The sequence below is a fragment of the Mesorhizobium sp. B2-4-7 genome (genome assembly GCF_006442685.1).
Taxonomy (GTDB): Bacteria; Pseudomonadota; Alphaproteobacteria; order Rhizobiales; family Rhizobiaceae; genus Mesorhizobium.
Genome location: NZ_VFVH01000001.1, coordinates 456774 through 476512, shown reverse-complemented (window position 1 = coordinate 476512; position 19739 = coordinate 456774). Strand labels below are relative to the sequence as shown.

The 19739-nt window shown below is 63.3% G+C and carries 19 protein-coding genes; 8 read left to right on the top strand and 11 right to left on the bottom strand.

The window, feature by feature from the left end; genetic code table 11:
• Positions 1-16 precede the first annotated feature (16 nt).
• Both FJ946_RS02385 and FJ946_RS02380 read right to left on the bottom strand, forming a co-directional pair.
• Complete coding sequence (locus FJ946_RS02385) at positions 17-643, bottom strand: LysE family translocator (RefSeq protein ID WP_140517957.1); 627 nt, start codon at positions 641-643, stop codon at positions 17-19.
• Between the two features lie 67 nt (positions 644-710).
• On the bottom strand, positions 711-2825 hold the full coding sequence (locus FJ946_RS02380; protein WP_140567669.1) for a S9 family peptidase: 2115 nt from the start codon (positions 2823-2825) through the stop codon (positions 711-713).
• A 116-nt stretch (positions 2826-2941) separates the two neighbouring features.
• Between FJ946_RS02380 and FJ946_RS02375 the strand changes: the two genes are divergently transcribed.
• The gene (locus FJ946_RS02375; protein ID WP_140520957.1) at positions 2942-3310 is read left to right on the top strand and encodes an SH3 domain-containing protein; all 369 of its coding nucleotides are present in this window, start codon (positions 2942-2944) and stop codon (positions 3308-3310) included.
• Positions 3311-3739: 429 nt separating this feature from the next.
• Positions 3740-4165: a MucR family transcriptional regulator gene (locus tag FJ946_RS02370; RefSeq protein ID WP_095089970.1), complete on the top strand. Its 426-nt coding sequence runs from the start codon at positions 3740-3742 to the stop codon at positions 4163-4165.
• A 184-nt stretch (positions 4166-4349) separates the two neighbouring features.
• On the opposite strand, the gene FJ946_RS02365 is transcribed toward FJ946_RS02370, so the two are convergent.
• From FJ946_RS02365 to FJ946_RS02355, 3 genes are all read right to left on the bottom strand, one after another.
• Positions 4350-4778, bottom strand: a complete 429-nt coding sequence (locus FJ946_RS02365) for a SufE family protein (RefSeq protein WP_140495047.1) — start codon at positions 4776-4778, stop codon at positions 4350-4352.
• A 98-nt stretch (positions 4779-4876) separates the two neighbouring features.
• Positions 4877-5227, bottom strand: a complete 351-nt coding sequence (locus tag FJ946_RS02360; RefSeq protein ID WP_140517959.1) for a DUF5330 domain-containing protein — start codon at positions 5225-5227, stop codon at positions 4877-4879.
• Between the two features lie 95 nt (positions 5228-5322).
• A complete protein-coding gene (locus FJ946_RS02355; RefSeq protein WP_140520734.1) occupies positions 5323-5562 on the bottom strand; it encodes a hypothetical protein in 240 nt (79 codons plus the stop codon).
• Positions 5563-5760: 198 nt separating this feature from the next.
• Here FJ946_RS02355 and FJ946_RS02350 point away from each other — a divergent pair, with 198 nt between their 5' ends.
• The 3 genes from FJ946_RS02350 to FJ946_RS02340 all read left to right on the top strand — a co-directional run bounded on the left by FJ946_RS02350 (position 5761) and on the right by FJ946_RS02340 (position 8664).
• Positions 5761-7506, top strand: a complete 1746-nt coding sequence (locus tag FJ946_RS02350; protein ID WP_140567672.1) for a PAS domain-containing sensor histidine kinase — start codon at positions 5761-5763, stop codon at positions 7504-7506.
• Positions 7481-8245 carry a peptidoglycan-binding protein gene (locus tag FJ946_RS02345; protein WP_140494739.1) on the top strand — a complete coding sequence of 255 codons (765 nt, stop codon included), beginning with the start codon at positions 7481-7483 and terminating at the stop codon, positions 8243-8245. Before FJ946_RS02350 ends, FJ946_RS02345 begins: the two co-directional genes overlap by 26 nt.
• Before the next feature lie 71 nt (positions 8246-8316).
• Positions 8317-8664, top strand: a complete 348-nt coding sequence (locus FJ946_RS02340) for a DUF1491 family protein (RefSeq protein WP_140494737.1) — start codon at positions 8317-8319, stop codon at positions 8662-8664.
• On the opposite strand, the gene FJ946_RS02335 is transcribed toward FJ946_RS02340, so the two are convergent.
• From FJ946_RS02335 to FJ946_RS02305, 6 genes are all read right to left on the bottom strand, one after another.
• Entirely contained in the window at positions 8642-9673 is a 1032-nt protein-coding gene (locus tag FJ946_RS02335) for a DUF2336 domain-containing protein (RefSeq protein WP_140494734.1), read from the bottom strand. The two genes, FJ946_RS02340 and FJ946_RS02335, sit on opposite strands and share 23 nt — an antisense overlap.
• Before the next feature lie 454 nt (positions 9674-10127).
• A complete protein-coding gene (locus FJ946_RS02325) occupies positions 10128-10697 on the bottom strand; it encodes a DUF1254 domain-containing protein (RefSeq protein WP_140494730.1) in 570 nt (189 codons plus the stop codon).
• Positions 10690-11274: a DUF1214 domain-containing protein gene (locus tag FJ946_RS02320; RefSeq protein WP_140517961.1), complete on the bottom strand. Its 585-nt coding sequence runs from the start codon at positions 11272-11274 to the stop codon at positions 10690-10692. Before FJ946_RS02320 ends, FJ946_RS02325 begins: the two co-directional genes overlap by 8 nt.
• Positions 11275-11407: 133 nt before the next feature.
• On the bottom strand, positions 11408-13561 hold the full coding sequence (locus FJ946_RS02315; RefSeq protein ID WP_140494725.1) for a penicillin-binding protein 1A: 2154 nt from the start codon (positions 13559-13561) through the stop codon (positions 11408-11410).
• Between the two features lie 204 nt (positions 13562-13765).
• A complete protein-coding gene (locus FJ946_RS02310) occupies positions 13766-14698 on the bottom strand; it encodes a dimethylarginine dimethylaminohydrolase family protein (protein WP_140494721.1) in 933 nt (310 codons plus the stop codon).
• Positions 14699-14726: 28 nt separating this feature from the next.
• Positions 14727-16316, bottom strand: a complete 1590-nt coding sequence (locus FJ946_RS02305; protein WP_181167740.1) for an amidohydrolase — start codon at positions 16314-16316, stop codon at positions 14727-14729.
• Positions 16317-16391: 75 nt separating this feature from the next.
• Here FJ946_RS02305 and FJ946_RS02300 point away from each other — a divergent pair, with 75 nt between their 5' ends.
• The 3 genes from FJ946_RS02300 (at position 16392) to FJ946_RS02290 (ending at position 19723) form a co-directional block, all read left to right on the top strand.
• Positions 16392-17288 carry a LysR substrate-binding domain-containing protein gene (locus tag FJ946_RS02300; protein WP_140494716.1) on the top strand — a complete coding sequence of 299 codons (897 nt, stop codon included), beginning with the start codon at positions 16392-16394 and terminating at the stop codon, positions 17286-17288.
• Between the two features lie 159 nt (positions 17289-17447).
• A complete protein-coding gene (locus FJ946_RS02295; RefSeq protein WP_140517966.1) occupies positions 17448-18542 on the top strand; it encodes an ABC transporter ATP-binding protein in 1095 nt (364 codons plus the stop codon).
• Positions 18543-18610: 68 nt separating this feature from the next.
• The gene (locus FJ946_RS02290) at positions 18611-19723 is read left to right on the top strand and encodes an ABC transporter substrate-binding protein (protein ID WP_140494711.1); all 1113 of its coding nucleotides are present in this window, start codon (positions 18611-18613) and stop codon (positions 19721-19723) included.
• Positions 19724-19739: the final 16 nt, after the last annotated feature.

Genomic DNA, 19739 nt, shown 5'->3' with positions numbered 1-19739 from the left:
CGGTCACCGTTTCGCGTCAGCGCTGCTGAAGCGCCAGCCGCACGCCCAGGCCGCAATAGATGCCGCCGACAATCTTGCCCTGCCATTTTAACACCGTGGGATTTCGACGCAGGAAAGTGCCAAGCCCGCCTGCGCTCACCGCGAAAACCACTGTGCTGAAGAGGCCCAGCAGAACAAAGATGATCCCCAATACCGCCAGCTGGAGCATGACCGATCCGTTTTCGGGCCGGACGAACTGTGGCAGGAACGCGAGGAAGAAAAGCGCCGTCTTGGGGTTGAGCATCTCAGTCAGTATGGCTTGCCGAAACGCCTTGCCCGCTGAGATTGGGAACCTGCCGGCGGCGAGATCGGCCGGCGTCTTTTCCATGATCGCGCGAATGCCGAGATAAACGAGATATGCCGCACCGAGATACTTCACGGCGCTGAACAACACCGCCGATGCGGCGACGATCGCCGAGATGCCGACCATGGCCGTGAAGGTGTGAAACACGTCGCCGGCCGCGATCCCTGCGCCGGTTGCGATGCCGGCTTTGGTTCCCGAACTCGTTGCCCGCGCGACCGTCAGCAGCGTGGCGGGGCCGGGAATAAACACAAAACCGAGCACCACGGCGACATAGGTGGTCAATGTGGCCAGGTCGATCATTGCTCGCATCCTCCTCGGCGTTCGTCGCCGATCAAGTCACGCCAGGGGCCGAAGGGCAATGACCGCTTCAGCCCTGCGGCCCTGTTGCCTTGCCTGTCACTCTCAAGGCGAATGAATATGTGTAGGCGATCTCCTCCAGCCGGGAAAACCGGCCGGACGCGCCGGCATGGCCCGATTCCATGTTGATCTTGAACAGGACCGGATTGTCGCCCGTCTTGCGCTCGCGCAGCCGCGCCACCCATTTGGCCGGTTCCCAATAGGTGACGCGCGGGTCAGTGAGACCGGCTAGCGCCAGGATCGGTGGATAGCCGAGCGCGGCGACATTGTCATAGGGCGAGTAGGCGGCGATCGTCCGGTAATCGTCCGCCGACGCGATCGGATTGCCCCATTCAGGCCACTCCGGCGGGGTCAGCGGCAGGCTGGCGTCGAGCATGGTGGTGAGCACGTCGACGAAAGGCACCTCGGCAACGATGCCGCCGAAACAGTCCGGCGCCATGTTGGCGACCGCGCCCATCAGCATGCCGCCGGCGGATCCACCTTGCGCGACGATGCGGTCATGCACAGTGTAGCGTTCGGCGACCAGATGGCGTGCACAGGCGATGAAATCGGTGAAAGTGTTCATCTTGTGCGCCCGCTTGCCGTCATCGTACCAGCCATAGCCCTTGTCCTTGCCGCCGCGGACGTGGGCGATTGCAAAGACAAAGCCGCGGTCGACCAGCGAGAACCAGTTGGTGTTGAAGGCCGCCGGCACCGTGATGCCATAGGAACCGTAGCCGTAAAGCAGGCAAGGCGCGGAGCCGTCCAGCGGGGTATCGCGGCGGTACAAGAGCGAGACCGGCACCAATTCGCCATCAGCCGCGGGCGCCATCAGCCGACGCGTGACATAGCGCTCCGGGTCGTGGCCGGACGGCACCTCCTGGGTCTTGAGCAACACGCGCTCGCGGGTGCGCATGTTGTAGTCGAAGACCTGCGCCGGCGTCGTCATCGATGAATAGGTGAAGCGCATGATCTCGGTGTCGTATTCCAGGGATCCCGACAGGCCGAGCGAAAACGCCTCCTCGTCGAAGGAGATCAGGTGTTCCTCGCCGGTTGCACGGTCGCGCACGACGATGCGCGGCAGGCCCTCCTTGCGCTCCAGCCTGACCATATGGTTCTTGAAGCCGATCACCGACAGGATCAGCCGGCCGGCCTCGTGCGGAACCAGTTCCTGCCAGTTGGCGCGGATCGGATCGCTCGCCGGCGCCGTCATGATCTTGAAGTCCTTGGCCCCATCGGCGTTGGTCAGGATGAAGAAAATGTCGCCGCCTTCCTCCATCTCGTATTGAAGACCGGTCTCGCGCGCCGCCACCAGCTTCGGCTCGCCAAACGGCTCGCCCGCGCTCAGCAGCCGGTATTCCGATGTCTCGTGGTCGTTGATGGCAACCATGATCCATTCATTGGAGCGCGTGCCGCCGACATTCATGAAGAAGCCGGGATCATTTTCCTCATAGATCAGCCGGTCGCTTGCCGGATCCTGCCCAAGCGCATGGAACAGCACCTTGGAGGGACGGTGGTTGGGGTCGAGCCGGGTGTAGAAAAACCCGTCATTGGCGGCGTTCCACACCCCCGAACCGCCGGTGTCTGGAACCGTGTCCGCGAGTTCCTTGCCGTCGGAGAGGTCGCGCACCCGAAGCGTATAGAATTCGGAGCCCTTGTCGTCGAACGCCCATAAAAGCTTGCCATGGTCGGCCGAATGATCGACGCCGCCAAGCCGGAAATAGGCCTTGCCTTCGGCCTCGGCATCGCCGTCGAGCAGGATATGCTGCGCGCCGCCGTCCCGCGGCATGCGGAAATAGCGCGGCTGCTCGCCGCCGAGTTTGAAGGAGGAGCCATACGCGTAGGGTCCGTCCTTCATCGGCACGGAAGAATCGTCCTCCTTGATGCGACCCTTCATCTCCTTGAACAGCCGCTTCCGCAAATCGGCCGTGTCGGCCATCAGTTTCGACTGGTAGGCGTTCTCGGCTTCGAGATGGGCGCGGATGCCCGCATCGAGCAATGCGGGGTCCCTGAACATCTCCTGCCAATTGTCGGCCCGCAGCCAGGAATAGTCGTCCGTTCGCGTGATACCGTGATGCGTGTCGAAAACCGGCCGCTTCTCGGGCGTTGGCGGGGTGACATCCGGGAATGCAGAAGTTTTGGTCATTGCGTCTCGCTTTGGAAATGTCCTGAATGGCCAATGAACACGCCGATCAGCGCGGGTTCAAGAGCCGGGTCTTATTGCTGCGCCGGGCTCCAGAAAGCGGGCCGGGAGGAGAAATAATGTATATCTATGCTCGCACCGTCGCGGCTCTCGCCGTCGTTTCCGCAACTATGGCCATCGCCGGCCAATCTCATGCGACCGTATTCGCCGCTTGGCAAGTGGCCAACGTGCCGTTCGGCGACACGCTCAACGTGCGCAAATATCCCTCGGGCACGTCCCAGAAACAGGCCGCATATCCGAACGGCACCGTTTTGCAGATGACCGGACGATGCACTGGCGGGACGAACCTGCTCGACATCGCCAATCAGCCGGCATGGAAGCAGCAGCAGGCGGTTCGCTATCGCTGGTGCGAAGTCTGGCATGATCCGGCGAAGAACGGCGGTTTTGTCACCGGGTGGGCCTATGGCAAATACATCGCCCCGTATTGAGTGATCCGAGCTGGTCGGCTGCACGACGCGTGAGGGCCGGCAATGGCCGAGGTGGGGCAACCTATGGTTTTGTGAAAGGGGGTGAGCAACCAAGATTGCCGGCGCGATCGCCAAGCAAAGCGAAGCACTCGGAGATGCTTTGTGAGTTAGCGCGAATGTAACGGTTAGCTAACGCTGCGTCACCGGTCGCTGGTTTCGCCTGGGAAATATCGAAAAATTACATCGTGCACGAAAGATTGAAGCTGATCCGAAAATATTTGATCAACATCGTTCAATATAGTGCAAGGATCGAATTGACTTACTTGCTAGGTAGGTTCATTGATGCCCCCGCGACACGAATCGCAGAAGCTCTGTCTGCACAAAATTCGTGCAATGCCTTGCCTGTAAAAAAGGGCGCACTAAACTAACTCTCGTTGGGGCCTGAAGACCATGGATATTGTCGAAACACCTTCCAGAAACAGCGACGCGCTGATCGAGCTGACCGCCGACGTGGTGGCCGCCTATGTCAGCAACAATCCCGTGCCGGTCGGCGAACTGCCGAACCTCATCTCCGATGTCCATGCTGCTCTCGGGCGTGTGGGCGGAACCGCCGAACAGCCGCCCGCCGACAAGCAGAAGCCGGCAGTGAACCCGAAGCGCTCGGTTCATGACGACTACATCGTTTGCCTTGAAGACGGCAAAAAGTTCAAGTCGCTCAAGCGTCACCTGATGACTCATTATGATCTGACGCCGGATCAGTATCGCGAAAAGTGGAACCTCGACCCGAGCTACCCGATGGTTGCCCCGAACTACGCGGCCGCCCGCTCCCAGCTCGCCAAGAAGATGGGGCTCGGCCGCAAGCGCAAGGCCCGCTAAGCATTTGCTGCCAGGTGAGTACACTTGGTATCGCAGAATGCGGCTCAAACGATAGATAGAGCCGGACGGAAGGTTCAACGATCGACATCGGCGCCTTCGGGCGCCGTTTTACTTTGCCGGCCGGGCCGGACAGCGCTGGTACCAGTGCGCGGTATGATGCGATCGGCTGATCGCGGAGGCGATATCAGGCCGTCTGCTCGAGTGCGGCCTCTGCGTCGCGCCTGATGCGCTTGACCATCGAACGAAGGCCGTTGGCGCGCTGCGGCGACAGGTGCTCGTCCAGGCCGAGCGCCTTCAGCGTCGCTTCCGCATCGATTTTCTGGATCTCGCTGGCGGTCTTGCCGGAGAACAGCGCCAGCATGATCGCCACCAGCCCGCGTACGATATGGGCGTCCGAATCGCCCCTGAAGGTGATGACCGGATCGCCGCCCGGTCCCCGTTCGGTGGTCAGCCAGACCTGGCTGACGCAGCCCGGCACCTTGTTGGCGGCGGTGCGTTCCTCATCCGGGAATGGCGGCAGCGCCTCGCCGAGTTCGATGACATAACGATAGCGGTCCTCCCATTCGTCAAGGAATGAGAAGTCGTCGCGGATCGTCTGGATCGTGGTCGTCATGACAGGGATATAGTCATCCACCGTCGCCGCGTCACGGAAAAACAAAAACACCGCGGGCGTCGAGAGGCAGACTGCCCGCGGTGCGCCGTCGAAACGGCTTAATTCTTTACCGGCAGGTTGACTGTCTCGGGCAAGACGACTTCTTCGGGAACGCTGCCGGTCATTGTGGAGATGTCGGGGCCTGCGGACTTGTCGTCCAGCATGGCGGCCGCGATCTTGGCTGTCTCCTTGGCCCTTGCGGTGATGGTGTGCATTGCCGACTTGCCGGTCTCACAGACATCGGGCTTGCGTTCGCAAATACCGGCGATGTCGCCGACCGCGTCGCGGGCTGCGAACAGGGCCTGGATCGGTCCTACGCTTTCCTGGCCCGGCTCGCCGGGACCGACGCCCAGCGGCAGTGCCAGCAGCACCAGCGAAAACCAGAAAGCCATTCTCATCAGGAAGAACATGCTCGCCTCTTGTCGTGACCGGATCATGCAGCCATGAGCATGACCTCTTTTGTGGGCGGGATATTGGCACACAGGCGCAAAGGACGGCTTGCGGGTTAGCCGAGAATTTTCTTCAAATTTGAGGCAAATTCGAAACGAAGCGTTTTGCTGTCGATTTGTCTCAGATTGGAACCATTTTTCTTATCATCCATCAGCCATATATTCCTTTGTTTCTGTTGCGTTTTCCACAAAATCAGGCGGTCGGTGCGCTGCGGCTGGCCACGCTGCGGGCGGCCCCTGCGGATAACCCTCCGTTTACTATGGTGGCATTTGCCCGCCTTTTCGGGCGCTCCCATCCCGATATTCGCCGTGGGCCGGGCCTTGGGTCGGCCCTGCCTTATCCATTCTTTAAAGGCTGGGTGCGAGTTTCAGAGTCAATCAAAACGATCTGCAAAAGCAGAGCTGTTCACGACGAGTGCGGGTGCGTTGAGTTGATGCCGATCAAGGCCAGATACGTTGAATTGCCTGGGGCAATGGCCGCCGGTTGTGAACGTATGGTCCATCCCTCCATTCTTGGGCTGGACGACCGCGAGCGTCAGCGTCGCTTTATCGGCGCCATGCTGGCCGCTCCGTTCTTTGCCGCCGGTGCCGCCGTCACGCTCGTCACGTCAGGCATGGGCGCAGCCGTCACCGTGGCCGCCATCTTCGCGGCCTTTGGTCTTTGCTGGTTCATCGCCTTGCTGGTGGCCGCGACCGGCAGGATGGATCTGGCCGGCCGGGCCGCGCTGGCGATCGCGGGACTTGCGCTCGCCGGTCTTGTTGCCGCTGCCGGCGGGCTGAGCTCTCCGGTCGCGATGCTTTTCGTGGCGCTGCCGTTCGAAGCCTGGTGGATCGGCGCCTCGCGCCGCGCGGCGCTGTGGGGAGCCGTCTGCGCCGTCGTCGCCATTCTGTTGCAGCCTGTGACGGCAACCGTCCTCCCGCATGCCGCGGTGCCGATCGCCGCGTGGCACTGGCTGCTGCCATTGGCCTGGGCGCTGACGCTGGTGCCGCGTATATCGGCGGTTCGCAACACGGCGGCTGCGGCCGACGTAGGGGACACCGGCGATCGTCTGGAAGACATGATCGACGCGGTGGTCCTGCGCGTCGCCCGCCATGGCGAGGTTATCGATGCCTCGGCAAAGGCGCGTACGCTGTTGAAACTGCCCCCGCAACTGCTTTGCGGAACCGGGCTTTTCGATCGCGTGCATCTCTCGGATCGCGTCTCCTATCTCAGTGCCTTGGCCGACATGCGAGACGGGGCGCTGTCGCGGAGGCTGGAGTTGCGCGTCAGGCTGCCGCAGGACGGCAATGGACAGAATGGCAATGGCCCGGCAGACAACTATCGGCCGTTTTCGCTCGAACTGATGCGCGCTCAGGAGCAGGGCGACGTTTTCACGCTTGTGCTGCGCGAGAACGACGAGGTCGCCCGGTTGCGCGAAGACCTCGGCGCCGCCAATGACGCGGCCGCCGCCGCCGAAGTGGCGAAAGGGCGCTTCCTGGCGGTGGTGAGCCACGAACTGCGCACGCCGCTCAATGCCATCATCGGATTCTCCGACATGCTGCTGCACGAGATGTTCGGCGCCTTCAAGGATCCACGGCAGAAGGAATATGTCGGTCTGGTGCGCGATTCCGGCCAGCATCTGCTTGCCGTCGTAACCTCCATTCTCGACGTATCGCGGATCGAATCGGGCGTCTATGCGACCGAACCGGAGCCATTCCGCTTCATGGAAGCCGTCGACATGTGTCAGCAGATGATGCGGCTCCAGGCGCAGGCCAAGAACATCGATCTCAAGGCGCAGATCGCGCCGGACGCCGGCGAAATCAACGCCGACCGGCGCGCCGTGCAGCAGATCCTCATCAATCTCGTCTCGAATGCGATCAAGTTCACGCCCGATGGCGGCGATGTCGTCGTCGGCGCCAAGCGGATCGGTTCGCGCCTGCATTTCTGGGTGCGGGACACCGGCATCGGCATCGCCGAGGAAGATTTCGCCAATCTCGGCAAGCCGTTCATGCAGATCCAGAACGACTATACCCGTCGTTTCGAGGGGACCGGCCTTGGCCTGTCGCTGGTCAAGGGACTGGTGGCGCTGCACGAAGGCACCATGTCGATCGAAAGCATGCCGGGCGAGGGTACCACGGTCACCATCAGCCTGCCGGTGAAGGGGCCGAAAGGGCGGCCGGCGGACAAGGCCGGGGTGCTGACGATGCCGCTGGCCAGGGCGAAAGGGGACGGAAATGGCGCGCTCCGCAAAACAGCCTAAGGCGGCCAAGCGCCGCAGCAACGCCTTCCAGGACGGAGCCGTCGCCATCGGCGGCATGATTTCGCGCAATCCCGTCCTGGTGGGAGGGTCGACGGCATTCCTGGTGACGCTGTTCTACGTTTCGGCGAATGCGCTGTGGTACCAGCCTTTTCCGCATGCCGGCGCCTTCTTCGCGACCCGCAGCATGCAGGGCGTTCCGCACGCGGCCGCTGATGAGCCGGAGACCACCTTCAACATCGTGCGGCCAGGTACCGCGCCGGCGCCGGTCAAGGGCGATCCGGTGGTGGAGCAGGTGCAGGGCATATTGAAGGATCTCGATTTCTACGCCGGCACGGTCGACGGCATTTCCGGACCCAACACGCGCAAGGCGATCCAGGCCTATCAGCAGAAGGTTGGGCTCAACACGTCCGGCGAGATCGACGCGCTGCTGCTCGATCAGCTGGGCGCGACCCCGAAAACCGCCGCCGTGCCGAAACCGCAACCGCGTCCCGAAGTGTCGCAGGCGGTTCCAGTGTCGCTGCAGACCGATACGGCTTCCCAAGCGCCGGATCCTCGCATTGTCAAGATACAGGCCGGGCTCAAGGCCTTCGGCAATGACGACATGCAGCTCGACGGCGTCGTCGGCGCCCGTACCAAGGCGGCCATCAAGGAATTCCAGTCGCTGTTCGGCCTGCCGCAGACCGGCGAGCCCGACGAACTGGTCTATGTCAAGATGCGCGAGATCGGCCTGACCAACTGACGGCGCAAACAACGGCTCGCCCAGCGGTGTAAATACCGATAGATAGCCCGCATGCTGTCCGGACTTTTCTCATGCGCGTGACCACGGATCTCTGGGTATCGGCCCTGTTGCGTCGGGTTTTCGGCGCGGGCGGGTTTGCCGCCGTGGTCAAGCGCGGCGCGACCGAAGCCGGCGCCGTGTTCGTTCTAACGCGGAGCCGGCTTGGTGAAATCGCTCTCTATGGGCCGGCGCCACAGACGAGCTACGATTCGGCCAAGCCCGACGACCGTTTCTTTAGCCTTCTCGCCACCGCCGCCGATGCTTCGGTGCTGGACGCCAGACTGGAACGCGAGAAGAAATTCGATCCCGACATCTGGGTGGTTGAGATCGAGGCCGGCGCTGTTCCTGTCGAGGAGCTTATTTCCGTGAAGATGTCCTGAGGCCAGGGAAGGCCGCTGCATCGTCACTGTTCGACGCCTCGCGGCTGGCGCTGTTGGTGGGGGCGGCGTCGCGAACCACATCGGACAGGGTCACGGCCTTCCATTCCCGCACCTTGTCCAGCGCCGCGTCGCGGTGCAGGAGCCGGTAGCGATCGAGGAAGGTGCGGATCGCCTGCGGATGCGGAAACTCGCGGGAGTAGACGGCAACCGTGATCAGGAATGCCCGGTCCTCGCTGAGGTCGAGCGAGCGCAGCGCCGTCAGCAGCGGCATGTAATTCTGGTTCGCCGTCAGCAACCTGGCCGTCGAGAAATCGATATCGAGCGCATCGGCGAGCGCGGTCTGGAAGAAGGCGGCGTTTCCGGTCAGCGCCGTCTCGCGCAATTTGGCATAGGTATCGGCTCCGGTGAACGGATCGACCTGCGCCGCCTGCGCCTCCTCGCCGGCCCGCATCATGGAGCGCAGCCTGTGCCGCGCATTTTCGGCACCAACGCCCGGCGTCTGCTGCCTTGTCGCGCTGTCGGCGGCCGGCGCCTTCAAGGGAGCGGTTTGTGCCGGGGAGGCTTCCGCTTCCGGATCGCGTACCCGCACCAGCGTCGGCCTTTCCAGCGCCCTGATCAGATCGGCGATGGTCGGATTAAGGTTCTTGCGGCGCGCGATCGCGCGCGCATGCGGCAGCCCGTGCCGGCCGATCAGCGCAATGAGGTCGATGTCACTGACTGCGCGCGAGCGGATGAGCAAGGGGGCGGCGATGTCTACCGGCTCCTCGCACAGGCGCCGCACCAGCCCGGCCGGAGCATATTCGCATTCAGAGAGGGCCGCCGCCACGTAGCGGCGCGATTCGACGGACACGTTGTCGAACAGCGGCAGCGTCAGATCTTCGAGCTGGCCGATCTCCCGGCGGGACGGCCGCGTAAGCGAGCAGAACGCAGACACCGCTGCGCGGAACAGCCTTTCGGCCTTTCCCGATTCCGTCCCTACCGCGATTTGCCTGAAGTCCGAAGATGACACGAGGGATACGCCCGATACTCTATACACGCCTGACCATGCTCGACCGGAACCATGTCGGTTTCGCGATTGCCAAGAACAAAGATCAATTTAGCTGGGATCCGTTAGCGCTCCGTTAACCCTCTGCCGGCCTTAATGATATTTGGAGGCGTTGCGTTGTGCTCCGGGGCAACCGAGAGGAATACGCGAACCATGGGCATGGTACTGTCTTTCGTGCCGAGAACGGCACCAACCAATCGAGCAAAGCAAACCACCGAAATACCGGCGGCGGTGATCATCTTTCCCGGTATCCGCTATGAGCGGTCCACCGCAGGGGAAGCGCGGCCTGCCGGCCCTGACAAGCCGGGAACGCCACGCACGCCAGTGCCGCACCACTGAACGTTCTTGAGGCCGAGGCGGGAATCATCCCTGCGGCACCGCCCTTGATTGTTCTGATGCGGATTGTCCGGGCCGCGGTCTAAAAGTCCTGCAGCTCGCACGAACTCTGCTCCAGAAAGCGCGACACGATCGACTTCCAGCTGTCGTCCGGCACGAAGCTGCGGATGACGAATATGCCCTCGTCGATCGGCGCTTCGACGAAGATCGCTCCCTGAAGCTCTTCGGGAAGGTCCCTGCGCATGTCGATCATCTGCGCCGGCGTCAGCACCACGGCATCCAGCTTGCCCCCGGTCGCCGTGTGGTCGTTGAATGAATAGATGTTGTGGCCGTTGCGGTCATAGACAGACACCGACCAGAAGGGCACATTGCCCGGCGCCCTGATCCTCACCATTCCCTCATCGAGGTCGAACCGGCAAGCCGTCGCATAAAACAGCGGGTCGACCGATTTCACCACCGGCGCGCCGCCCGCCTCGGCATCGAGCCGGGTCATCCGGTAGAGATCCGACGCCATCGACAGCCGTGACCAGGCATCGCGTTCCGAGAATTCAGGCACCAGAAGCAGCACGACGATATGCACGATGCCGGCGCCGACGAGGCCGAGCAGGACGGCATGTAGAAGTCTGCGCGTCGCGGCATAGACACTACGCATCGCAGCTGACCTTGGTGATCTTGGGCAGCGACACATCCGACAGGCCGGTGCTGCTGGCGATCGGCGTGTCGTAGAATGTCAAAACGAAATACATCCTGCCGGAACCGTCGGTCAGCAGCCAATTGCCGGGCATCGGGTGATGGCCGACGGAAATGAGCACCGAATTGTCGGATTGGCGCAGCACGCCATAGGATTGAAGCGCGGCAACCCGCGATTTGCCGGTCTCGACCACGCTGAGCGATTGGTCGGCGGCATAGAGGGTCCAGAATCGGGCGGTCGGAAATCCGCCTTCGATCGTGTAGGTACATTCGCGCCTGAGTTCTCCGCCAGCTGCGTCGTCCTCGGCGACAAAGGACAGCCCTTCGGCGCGGCCGAGCGCGAGCACGCCCTCGCGCGCCACGCGGGCCTTGGAATAGGGGTCGGCTGCGGGTGTGCCGATATCGGGAAAGGCGGTCCACTGGCCGATCCTGATCGCCCCGACGCCGTCCTGCATTTTCAGCGCATACCAGACGCTGGCGCCGCCGCCGCCGATGGCTATGGCAAGCGAAAGCAGCGTCAGGAAGGCGTTCTTGAGCATGAAAGGCCGGGCGCATGAAGAATTGCCGCTCGGGGATATCGCGGCGCGGGGTCGTGTGGCAAGCCGCAGGACGCGGATTCGCAAGGTGTGGCTTTTCCATCTTCCCGAAGGCAGAAGGGAAGAGGCGCCGCGATCACAGCGCCGACAGCGTTTCGGGCGGAGCCGATGCACCGAGCCTGCGCGCCGTTTCGAACAGGTGGGTCATGTCCCTGAGCGTCTGTGTCGTCCGGCTGGACAGCACCGGCGGCCGTTCGGCGGCGGCATCGGCCGCTGCCTGTTCCTCGCTCTTCTTCTGCGCTTCCGCGGCCTTGGCCGCGATCTCCTCGTCGACGAAGGGCTTGTCGATGCCGGGGATAGGCTTGAGGTCGATGTTCTGATGCGCATAGACCATGAGCCGCTGCCACACCATCGCCGGCAGCGAGCCGCCTGTCATGTTCTTGGTCGGGGTGAAATCGTCATTGCCCAGCCAGACGGCCGCCGTGTAGTTGCCGGTGAAGCCGACGAACCAGGCATCGCGGTAGGATTGCGTCGTGCCGGTCTTGCCGGCGACGACGATGTTGGGGATCTGCGCGCGCCTGGCGGTACCCATCGCCGGTACCGCGACAAGCATGGTGTTCATCGATTTCAGCGCCTGCTCGGACAGCACGCGGTGCGGCGGCGGCGCATCCTTGGCGAAATCGTAGACCACCTCGCCGGTGCGGGTGACGAGCTGCGTGATGCCATGCCTGGAGCCGACGAAGCCGTTCTGCGCGAACACGCTGTAGCCCGTCGCCTGGTCCATCACGGTCATGCCCGAGGTGCCGAGCACCATGGTCTTGTGCGCTTCGAGCGGCGATTCCACGCCGAATGATTCCGCCATCGCCTTGATCGGCCCGATGCCGAGATAGTCCTTGGCAAGCCGCACGGGCACCGTGTTGATCGACTTGGCCATGGCCACGATCAGCGGGACCTTGCCCGCCGACTCGCCACCGTAATTGTGCGGCGACCAGTTGCCCCAGCTGATCGGCCCGCCTGATACGATCGAATTCGGCGTAAAGCCGTGCTCCATCGCCGTTGCATAGACGTAGGGCTTAAAGGAGGAGCCGGTCTGGCGCAGTGCCTTGGTGGCGCGGTTGAACTGGCTGGCGCCATAGTCGCGGCCGCCGACGATCGCGCGCACCGCGCCGTTGGTCTCGATGACCACCACGGCGCCTTCGGTGACGTTGTACTCCTTGCCGAACTGGCGCAGGTGGAACTCCACCGACTCTTCTGCCGCCTTCTGGATGTTGGCGTCGAAGGTGGTGTGCGCCACCAGCGAGTGCTGCCCGGGCTTGGCGATCTTCTTGACCTCGTCGAAGGCCCAGTCGAGGAAATAATCGGGGCTCTTCTGTTCGCCGCGGTCGACGACATCGGCCGGATGCAGCCTTGCCTGCAGCACCTGGCCCTCGGTCATGAAGCCGGAATCGACGAGATTGGACAGCACCACATTGGCGCGCGCGCGCGCCGCCGGCAGGTTGATGTGCGGCGCGTATTTGGTCGGCGCCTTGAACAGGCCTGCAAGCATCGCCGCCTCGGCGAGATTGAGGTCCTTGACGCTCTTGCCGAAATAGAAGTCCGCCGCCGCCTCGATGCCGAACGTGCCGCCGCCCATATAGGCGCGGTCGAGATAGAGCTGCAAGATTTCCTTCTTCGACAGATTGGCTTCGAGCCACAGCGACAGGAAGGCTTCCTTGATCTTGCGCTCGAAGGTGCGCTCATTGGTCAGGAACAGGTTCTTGGCCAGCTGCTGCGTGATGCTGGAGCCGCCCTGGACGACCGAGTTTGCCCGCACATTTTCGAAGATTGCGCGCGACAGGCCGAGAACGTCGATGCCGTAATGGTCGAAGAAGCGCCGGTCCTCGGTGGCAAGCACCGCCTTGATGACGTGGTCCGGCATTTCGTCGACCGGCACGGAATCGCGCTGGATGATGCCGCGCTGGCCGATCTCGTCGCCATAACGGTCGAGGAAGGTAACGGCGAAGTCGCCCTGGGCGCGCCAGTCGCCGGCCGTGTCCTGGAAGGCGGGAATAGCCAGCGCCAGCATGACGACGATGCCGCCGGCGCCAAGCGTGAAACCTTCGCTCAAAAGCTCGACGATGCCACGGCGCCAGCCGTTGACGCGGAAACGCCGGGAGAAAATCGTCGCGCCCTCCCAGAACTGGCGCGCCTTGAACCCGATCTCGTAGAGAGAAGAATCGATCCATGCGTCGAGCGCCAGCAGCCGGGCGGCGATCGCACCTCTTCTCTTGCGTGGTTCAGGACTGACCATTCAAAAACCCGGACGGCTATGGCGCGGCCTGAAAACCAAGCGGGCAGTTTCAGGGCGACGCCGCCCTGACTATTCATCCATTTGCGGACGCCCACAAGGGTGGCGAGGACACACCTGCAGGGTTTGTTGATGGGGGCGGTACAAACCGCCATTCACCCGCCTGACGCTGATCAGGCGGGCGAAGATGGGGTTGCCGTTCCGGGCTCAGGCCGCCTCGCGCTTCAACGCCTGCGCCATGCAGTGGATGCCGCCGCCGGTCTTGGAGATCTCGCTCATGTCGACGGCCGCCACTTCGAAGCCGCGCGCCTTGAGTTGACCGATCAGCGACTGGCTGGATGTCGGCGCGATCACCCTGTCCTTGCCCAGCGACATGAAGTTGCAGCCGAGCGCCATCGTGTCCTGGAACGGCACGTCGATGATCTCGTGCCCTTTGCCCCTCAGCCAGTCGACGATCCCCGGCTCGGTGCAGGCGAGGCAGACGGCGGTGAGCTTTTCCGCGATCGGCACCACCATCAGGTCGATATGGACATAGTACTCGTCGATGAAGGCGATTCGTGTTTCCCAACCCTCTTTTTCGAACCAGGCCTGCACCTGCCGGGCGCCTTCTTCCTGCGTGCGGGCGCCGCCGCAGCCGATCAGCACCACGCCATCCTCGATGACGTTGAAATCGCCGCCCTCGAAGGTGCCTGCGGTGACCATGTCGTAGATCGGGATGCCGAGTTTTTCATAGGTGCGGATGGCGGCGTAATTCTCGCCGCGCCGCCACCAATTGGCCATGGCGGTGATGATGGCGCCGTACGGCGTCATTACGCTGGAATCGCGGGAGTAGACCTGCATCGGCAGCTCCGGCGTCGGCTCGTGCCAGTGGATGTTGACGCCGAAATGCTCATAGGCCGCGACCAGATCCTTGTGTTGTGCCTGCGCGATCTGGATGTTGCAGGGCGCCTCGCGCAGGTGCTTGCGCGACAGGGAGCTGGTCGAGAGATGGCGCAGGAAATTGGGCGAGCCGAGCAGCACGTCGGTCAAGACGTCGGTCTCGTTGGCGAAACCCCATGATGTCAGCGGCTTGGTGCCGCCGGCCGGGTTGCGGCGCTGCAGCGAAAACGGCTCGGCGATGATGCGGTCATGAACGGTCATGCGGTTCTCCTCGTATGGGCGTTTGCGGTCATTGCTTGCTTGGTATCCACCAGTCGCGGCCGCGCGGCGTGGTGACATATTCCGGCCAGCGGAAGTTGATGGGCGGATCGTAGTCGCAGAGCGGGGCGATCCAGGTCGAACCGCCAATGCCGCCGCCGGTTCGGGTGACGAACTCGTCCATCGCCATGTCGCGCGCGGCCTTGTCTTCCAGCAGGCGAAGGGCGGATAGCGCGACGGTCTTCGCCGCGCAGATGACCATCGGGTCGATGGTCGCCGGGATGCCACCCAGCGCGTTCATCGCCCAAGCTGGAAAAACATGACCGTTTGCCGAACGCAGGGCAGGGCGGGCGACATAGAAACGCGCCGTCGGCGCGTGCCAGCTCATATCGGTGTAGTCGTCCGAGGTCGAGTTCACCTGCGACGGCGGCAGGTCGCGGCGCAGGATCGCCTCTGCCTCCTGTGGTGCAATCAGCCGCTCCAGCTCGTCGATGAAGGGGTTTTCGCTCGCCACCCCACCGGCATTGACCTGGATCTCGCGGGCGATCTTCTTCGCCGCCTCGTCCCAGCGGGGCGGGCCGACGCTCGCCAACGCCTCATAGGCGATCCCGGCCATGGCATGATTGGCCAGCCCCGGCCGCGACTTCGAAACCCAGTGCCGTTCGTAGCGGCAGCCGCTGATCGCGGCGGCGGCCGAGGCGTTTCGGTCGAGCACGGCGGTGACCTGCTCGGCCATGGCGATGGTCGGAACACGGATCATGTACTGGATCTCGGCAAGGCCTGCCGGCAGATTGTCGGCGGTGGCCTGGCCCGCCGTCAGGATCGCCTCGCTGATCGACCAGCCGCCCTGGTGCGGCAGCATGGAATCGCGCAGCGCCTTGGAGGCTATGTACATCGTCATCAGCGCGTCGTTGGCGCCGGGCGCGCGAACCGCCGAATGTGCCTGCGGGATCGGGGCGCCGTCGCCGGCGGCGCGTGCCCAATTCTCGGGCTCATCGCAGATGAAGCGATAGATCATCGCGTAGGCAGCGCCGCAATGGGTGTCCCAGCGCGCAGTGTTGCAGAGCGGCAGCATGTAGAAGGGATGGAAGGAGATCATGCCGGCAAGGCCGTCATAATAGCCTTTGGCTGCATGGATCGGTTTCGAGCCGCGCACCTTCTCCGCCGGCTCGCCGGTGAAGCGCAGCGTGCCTGCAATGCCGTGGCGCTGCATGGCGGCCTTTGTGGCGAGCAGACCGCCCAGGCTGGCCATGCCCAGGCCCGAGTGCGGATCGGTATGGCCGCCGGCTTCGGAGCCGAGCCCTGGGCGGGGCCGCTTCACCGTGGCAGCGTTCTGGCAGTTGCCGGGCACGGCGTCATATTCGGCATACATGCCGATGGTCGGACCGTCTCCATTGGTCCAGTGGGCGCAGAAGGCCGTCGGCATGCCCGCGGAGCCTTCCTCGACCGCAAACCCCTCGCGCTTCAGCCGATCGACATACCAATCTGCCGACTGGTACTCGCGCCAGGCGGTCTCGCCGAAGTCGAAGATGGTGCGCGTCCAGGCCGACAGCAGCGGCTGGATGCCGTCGAGGCAGGCAAGAGCGGTTTCTTGCGCCGATGTCGTCACCGGTTTTTCCATGCGCCAAAGAAAGCAGTGAAGCGGCTTGCCAAAAAGTGATATGTTTTCCCGGTTCGTGCAAATTCGGTTCACCTCTTGAGAATTCCATCGACGCAGGCGCTGCGCGCCCTCGACAGTTTCGCCCGTCATGGCAGCGTCTGGCGCGCCGCCGACGAATTGCACCTCACCCGCAGTGCGGTCAGCCATCAATTGCGCTTGCTCGAACGCGACCTCGGCTTCGATCTGCTGGAGCGCATCGGCAAGGGCGTGGCGCTGACGCCGCGCGGCCAGCGCTATGCCGCGGACGTGCGCAAGGCGCTGACCGTGCTCGGCGACGCGGTGGCGCAAAACGCCGGCACCGGGGTCGGCGGCTCCTTCGCAGTCTCATGCACACCAGGCTTCGCCTCGCTGTTCTTGTGCACCCATATCGGCGAGTTCCGGCAGATGTATCCGGACGTGGCGCTGAGCATACTGACGCCCCGGCGGCTCGACGACGTCAGCAATCCGGACGCCGACGCCTTCATTGCCTTTGGCGTCGGCAACTGGCCGAACCGCGTGGTGGAACTGCTGTGCGATATCTCGTTCACGCCGCTCTGCAGCCCGACGCTACTCAACAAAGTGGGCGGCTTTTCCAAGCCCGCCGACGTCCTGCGCGCCAACCTGCTGCATCTTGGCGATACGGAGGACTGGGCGCGCTGGCTCGCGCTGGCCAAGGTCGAGAACCCCGACACCGAGGGCGGCATCTTCTTTTCCGACATGAACCTCGTTTTCTCGGCGGCGATTGCCGGCCAGGGCATCGCCATGGGGGACGAGCTGACCAGCCGCCGGGCGCTGAGTGAGGGCCGGCTGGTCAAGCCGTTCGAGACCTCGATCCCGTCGCCGCGTTCCTATTTCCTGGTTTCCGAGCACGCCAAGGCGGGTCACCCTGTGCTGGAGGCGTTTGGGGGATGGTTGAGGTCGAAGCTATCGGAGAACAGGTTGCGGACATATTGAGATCAACTGATCTCCCCCAGGAGAGGTGAATTTCGCGGCTCCAGCGTCGCCGGCATTCGCCATAGATGAATCAAATTTGCCGATCAGGCGAAAACTATTCGGTTGCGGTGAGCCTTCGCGCTGCCTACGATTTCCCCCAGCCACCAAAGAAGAGGCAGGATGCAGCAACCCGGCCGGGCCGCAGAGATCAAGGCGAACGGGATCGGCAAGAGCTTCGGCTCGTTCCGTGCGCTGGACAATCTGACGCTCAATATCGGCCGCGGCGAGTTTTTGACGCTGCTCGGCCCCTCCGGCTCCGGCAAGACCACCTTCCTGATGATCCTGGCCGGCTTCCTGCAGCCCAGCGAGGGCCGCCTGTTCAGCGACGGCGTCGACATTACCGACCGGCCGGCCGAGCAGCGCGCCGCCGGCATGGTGTTCCAGGGCTATGCGCTCTTCCCGCATATGAGCGTCGAGCAAAACATCGCCTTTCCCCTCAAGGTGCGCAAGAAATCTGCCGCCGAGATCAAGCGTAGCGTCGGCGAGATGATAGAGCGCGTCGGTCTGCTCGGCCACGAGAAGAAGCTGCCGGCGCAGCTTTCCGGCGGCCAGCAACAACGCGTGGCGCTGGCCCGCGCGCTGGTGTTCGAGCCGGGCGTGCTTTTGCTCGACGAGCCGTTCTCGGCGCTCGACAAGAGCCTGCGCGGCCAGATGCAGGCCGAGATGAAGCGCCTGCACCAGGAGACCGGCACCACCTTCGTCTTCGTCACCCACGACCAGAGCGAGGCGCTGGCGCTGTCCTCGCGTGTCGCCATCTTCAACCATGGCAAATTGTTGCAGGTCGGAGCGCCTGACGAGGTCTATGACCGGCCCGCCAACCGCTTCGTCGCCGAGTTCCTGGGCGAGATCAATATGCTGCCGCTGAAGGGCGTGCGCGTCGCCGACCATGGCGCGACCGCGCTCTGCGAAGACCGGGCAATCAAGCTGCGCGGCAACGCCGAAGCAGTGGGTGGCAATGCCATCCTGGCGATCCGGCCAGAACATATGTCGATAGCGCGCGAGGCGGCGGCAGGCGAGAACGGCATTGCTGCCACCGCGATCGGATCGACCTATCTGGGCGCGGCGACCAAACTCGACCTTACGACACGCCAAGGTGCGAAAGTGACCGTTTCGGTGCCGAACGAGGTCGCGGCCGCGGCACTCAGCAAAGGCAATTCCGTCTGGCTGACCTGGCCGGCGGAAAAGGGTTTCCTCCTTCCGGACGGAGGGCAATGAGCACCGGCGCGGCCTGAATTCGCCGCACCGGATTCCGGATTCGATCAACGAAAACAAGGGGAACTAACATGAACGATACCAAGAAACAGGCCATCGAAACGCTCTCCGAAAGGACAAGGCGCGGTGAGATCTCGCGCCGGCAATTCACGCAACTTGCAGGCCTCGTGCTTGCCGGCACGCCGCTGCTGCTGCGCTCGACCAAGTCCTTTGCCGCCGCGAAGGAACTGGTGCTGGTCAACTGGGGCGGCGACGCCATCACGGCTTACGACGCCGCCTATGGCCAGGCTTTCACCAAGGACACCGGCATCACCGTCAAGATGGATGGCTCCGGCCCGACCGAAGGGGCCATCGCGGCACAATTTAAAAGCGGTGCGCCGACCTGGGATCTTGTCGACGTCGACCCGTTCTCGGCCATCACGCTTGGCGCGCAAGGCATGCTCGAGCCGATCGACTACACAATAGTCGACAAGAAGAAGATGCGGCCGGGTTTCGGCTGGGATTACGCCGCCTCGACCTATTTCTTCTCCTATGTGATCGCCTACGATTCGCAGAAATACGGCAGCAATGCCCCGACCGGCATGGCCGATTTCTTCGACGTGAAGAAATTCCCCGGCAAGCGCTCCCTCTACAAATGGGGCGTGTCGAGCTGGGAGGCGGCTCTTCTCGCCGACGGCATCGCGCCGGCGTCGCTCTATCCGCTCGACCTCAAGCGCGCGCATGACAAGATCGCCGCGTTCAAGGAGAACGTCGTCGCCTATTGGGGCGGCGGCGCGGAAAGCCAGAGCGTGTTGCTCAACGGCGAAGCCTCGATGGCGATCGTCTGGTCGACGCGAGCCTCGCTGATCGAGCAGGATTCGGGCGGTCAGATCAAGTTCATCTGGGACCAGGGCCTGATTTCGCCCGGCGCACTGGCCGTGTTGAAGAACAACCCCGGCGGCAAGGACGCGGCGATGAAGTTCATCGCCAGCGCGCAGGACCCTGCAAAGCAGCTTGTCATGTTCGACAAGCTCGGTCAGGGCCCGGCCAACCCGGCTGCCGACGCTCTGGTTCCCGCCGACAAGAAGCGCATCAACCCGGTCGATCCCGAGAACATGAAGAAGCAGATCCCGCTCGACATGGACTGGTACGCCAAGAATTACGGGGCGGCGCTGGACGAATATACCAAGATCATCTCCGCCTGACCGGCGCTGGGCTGAC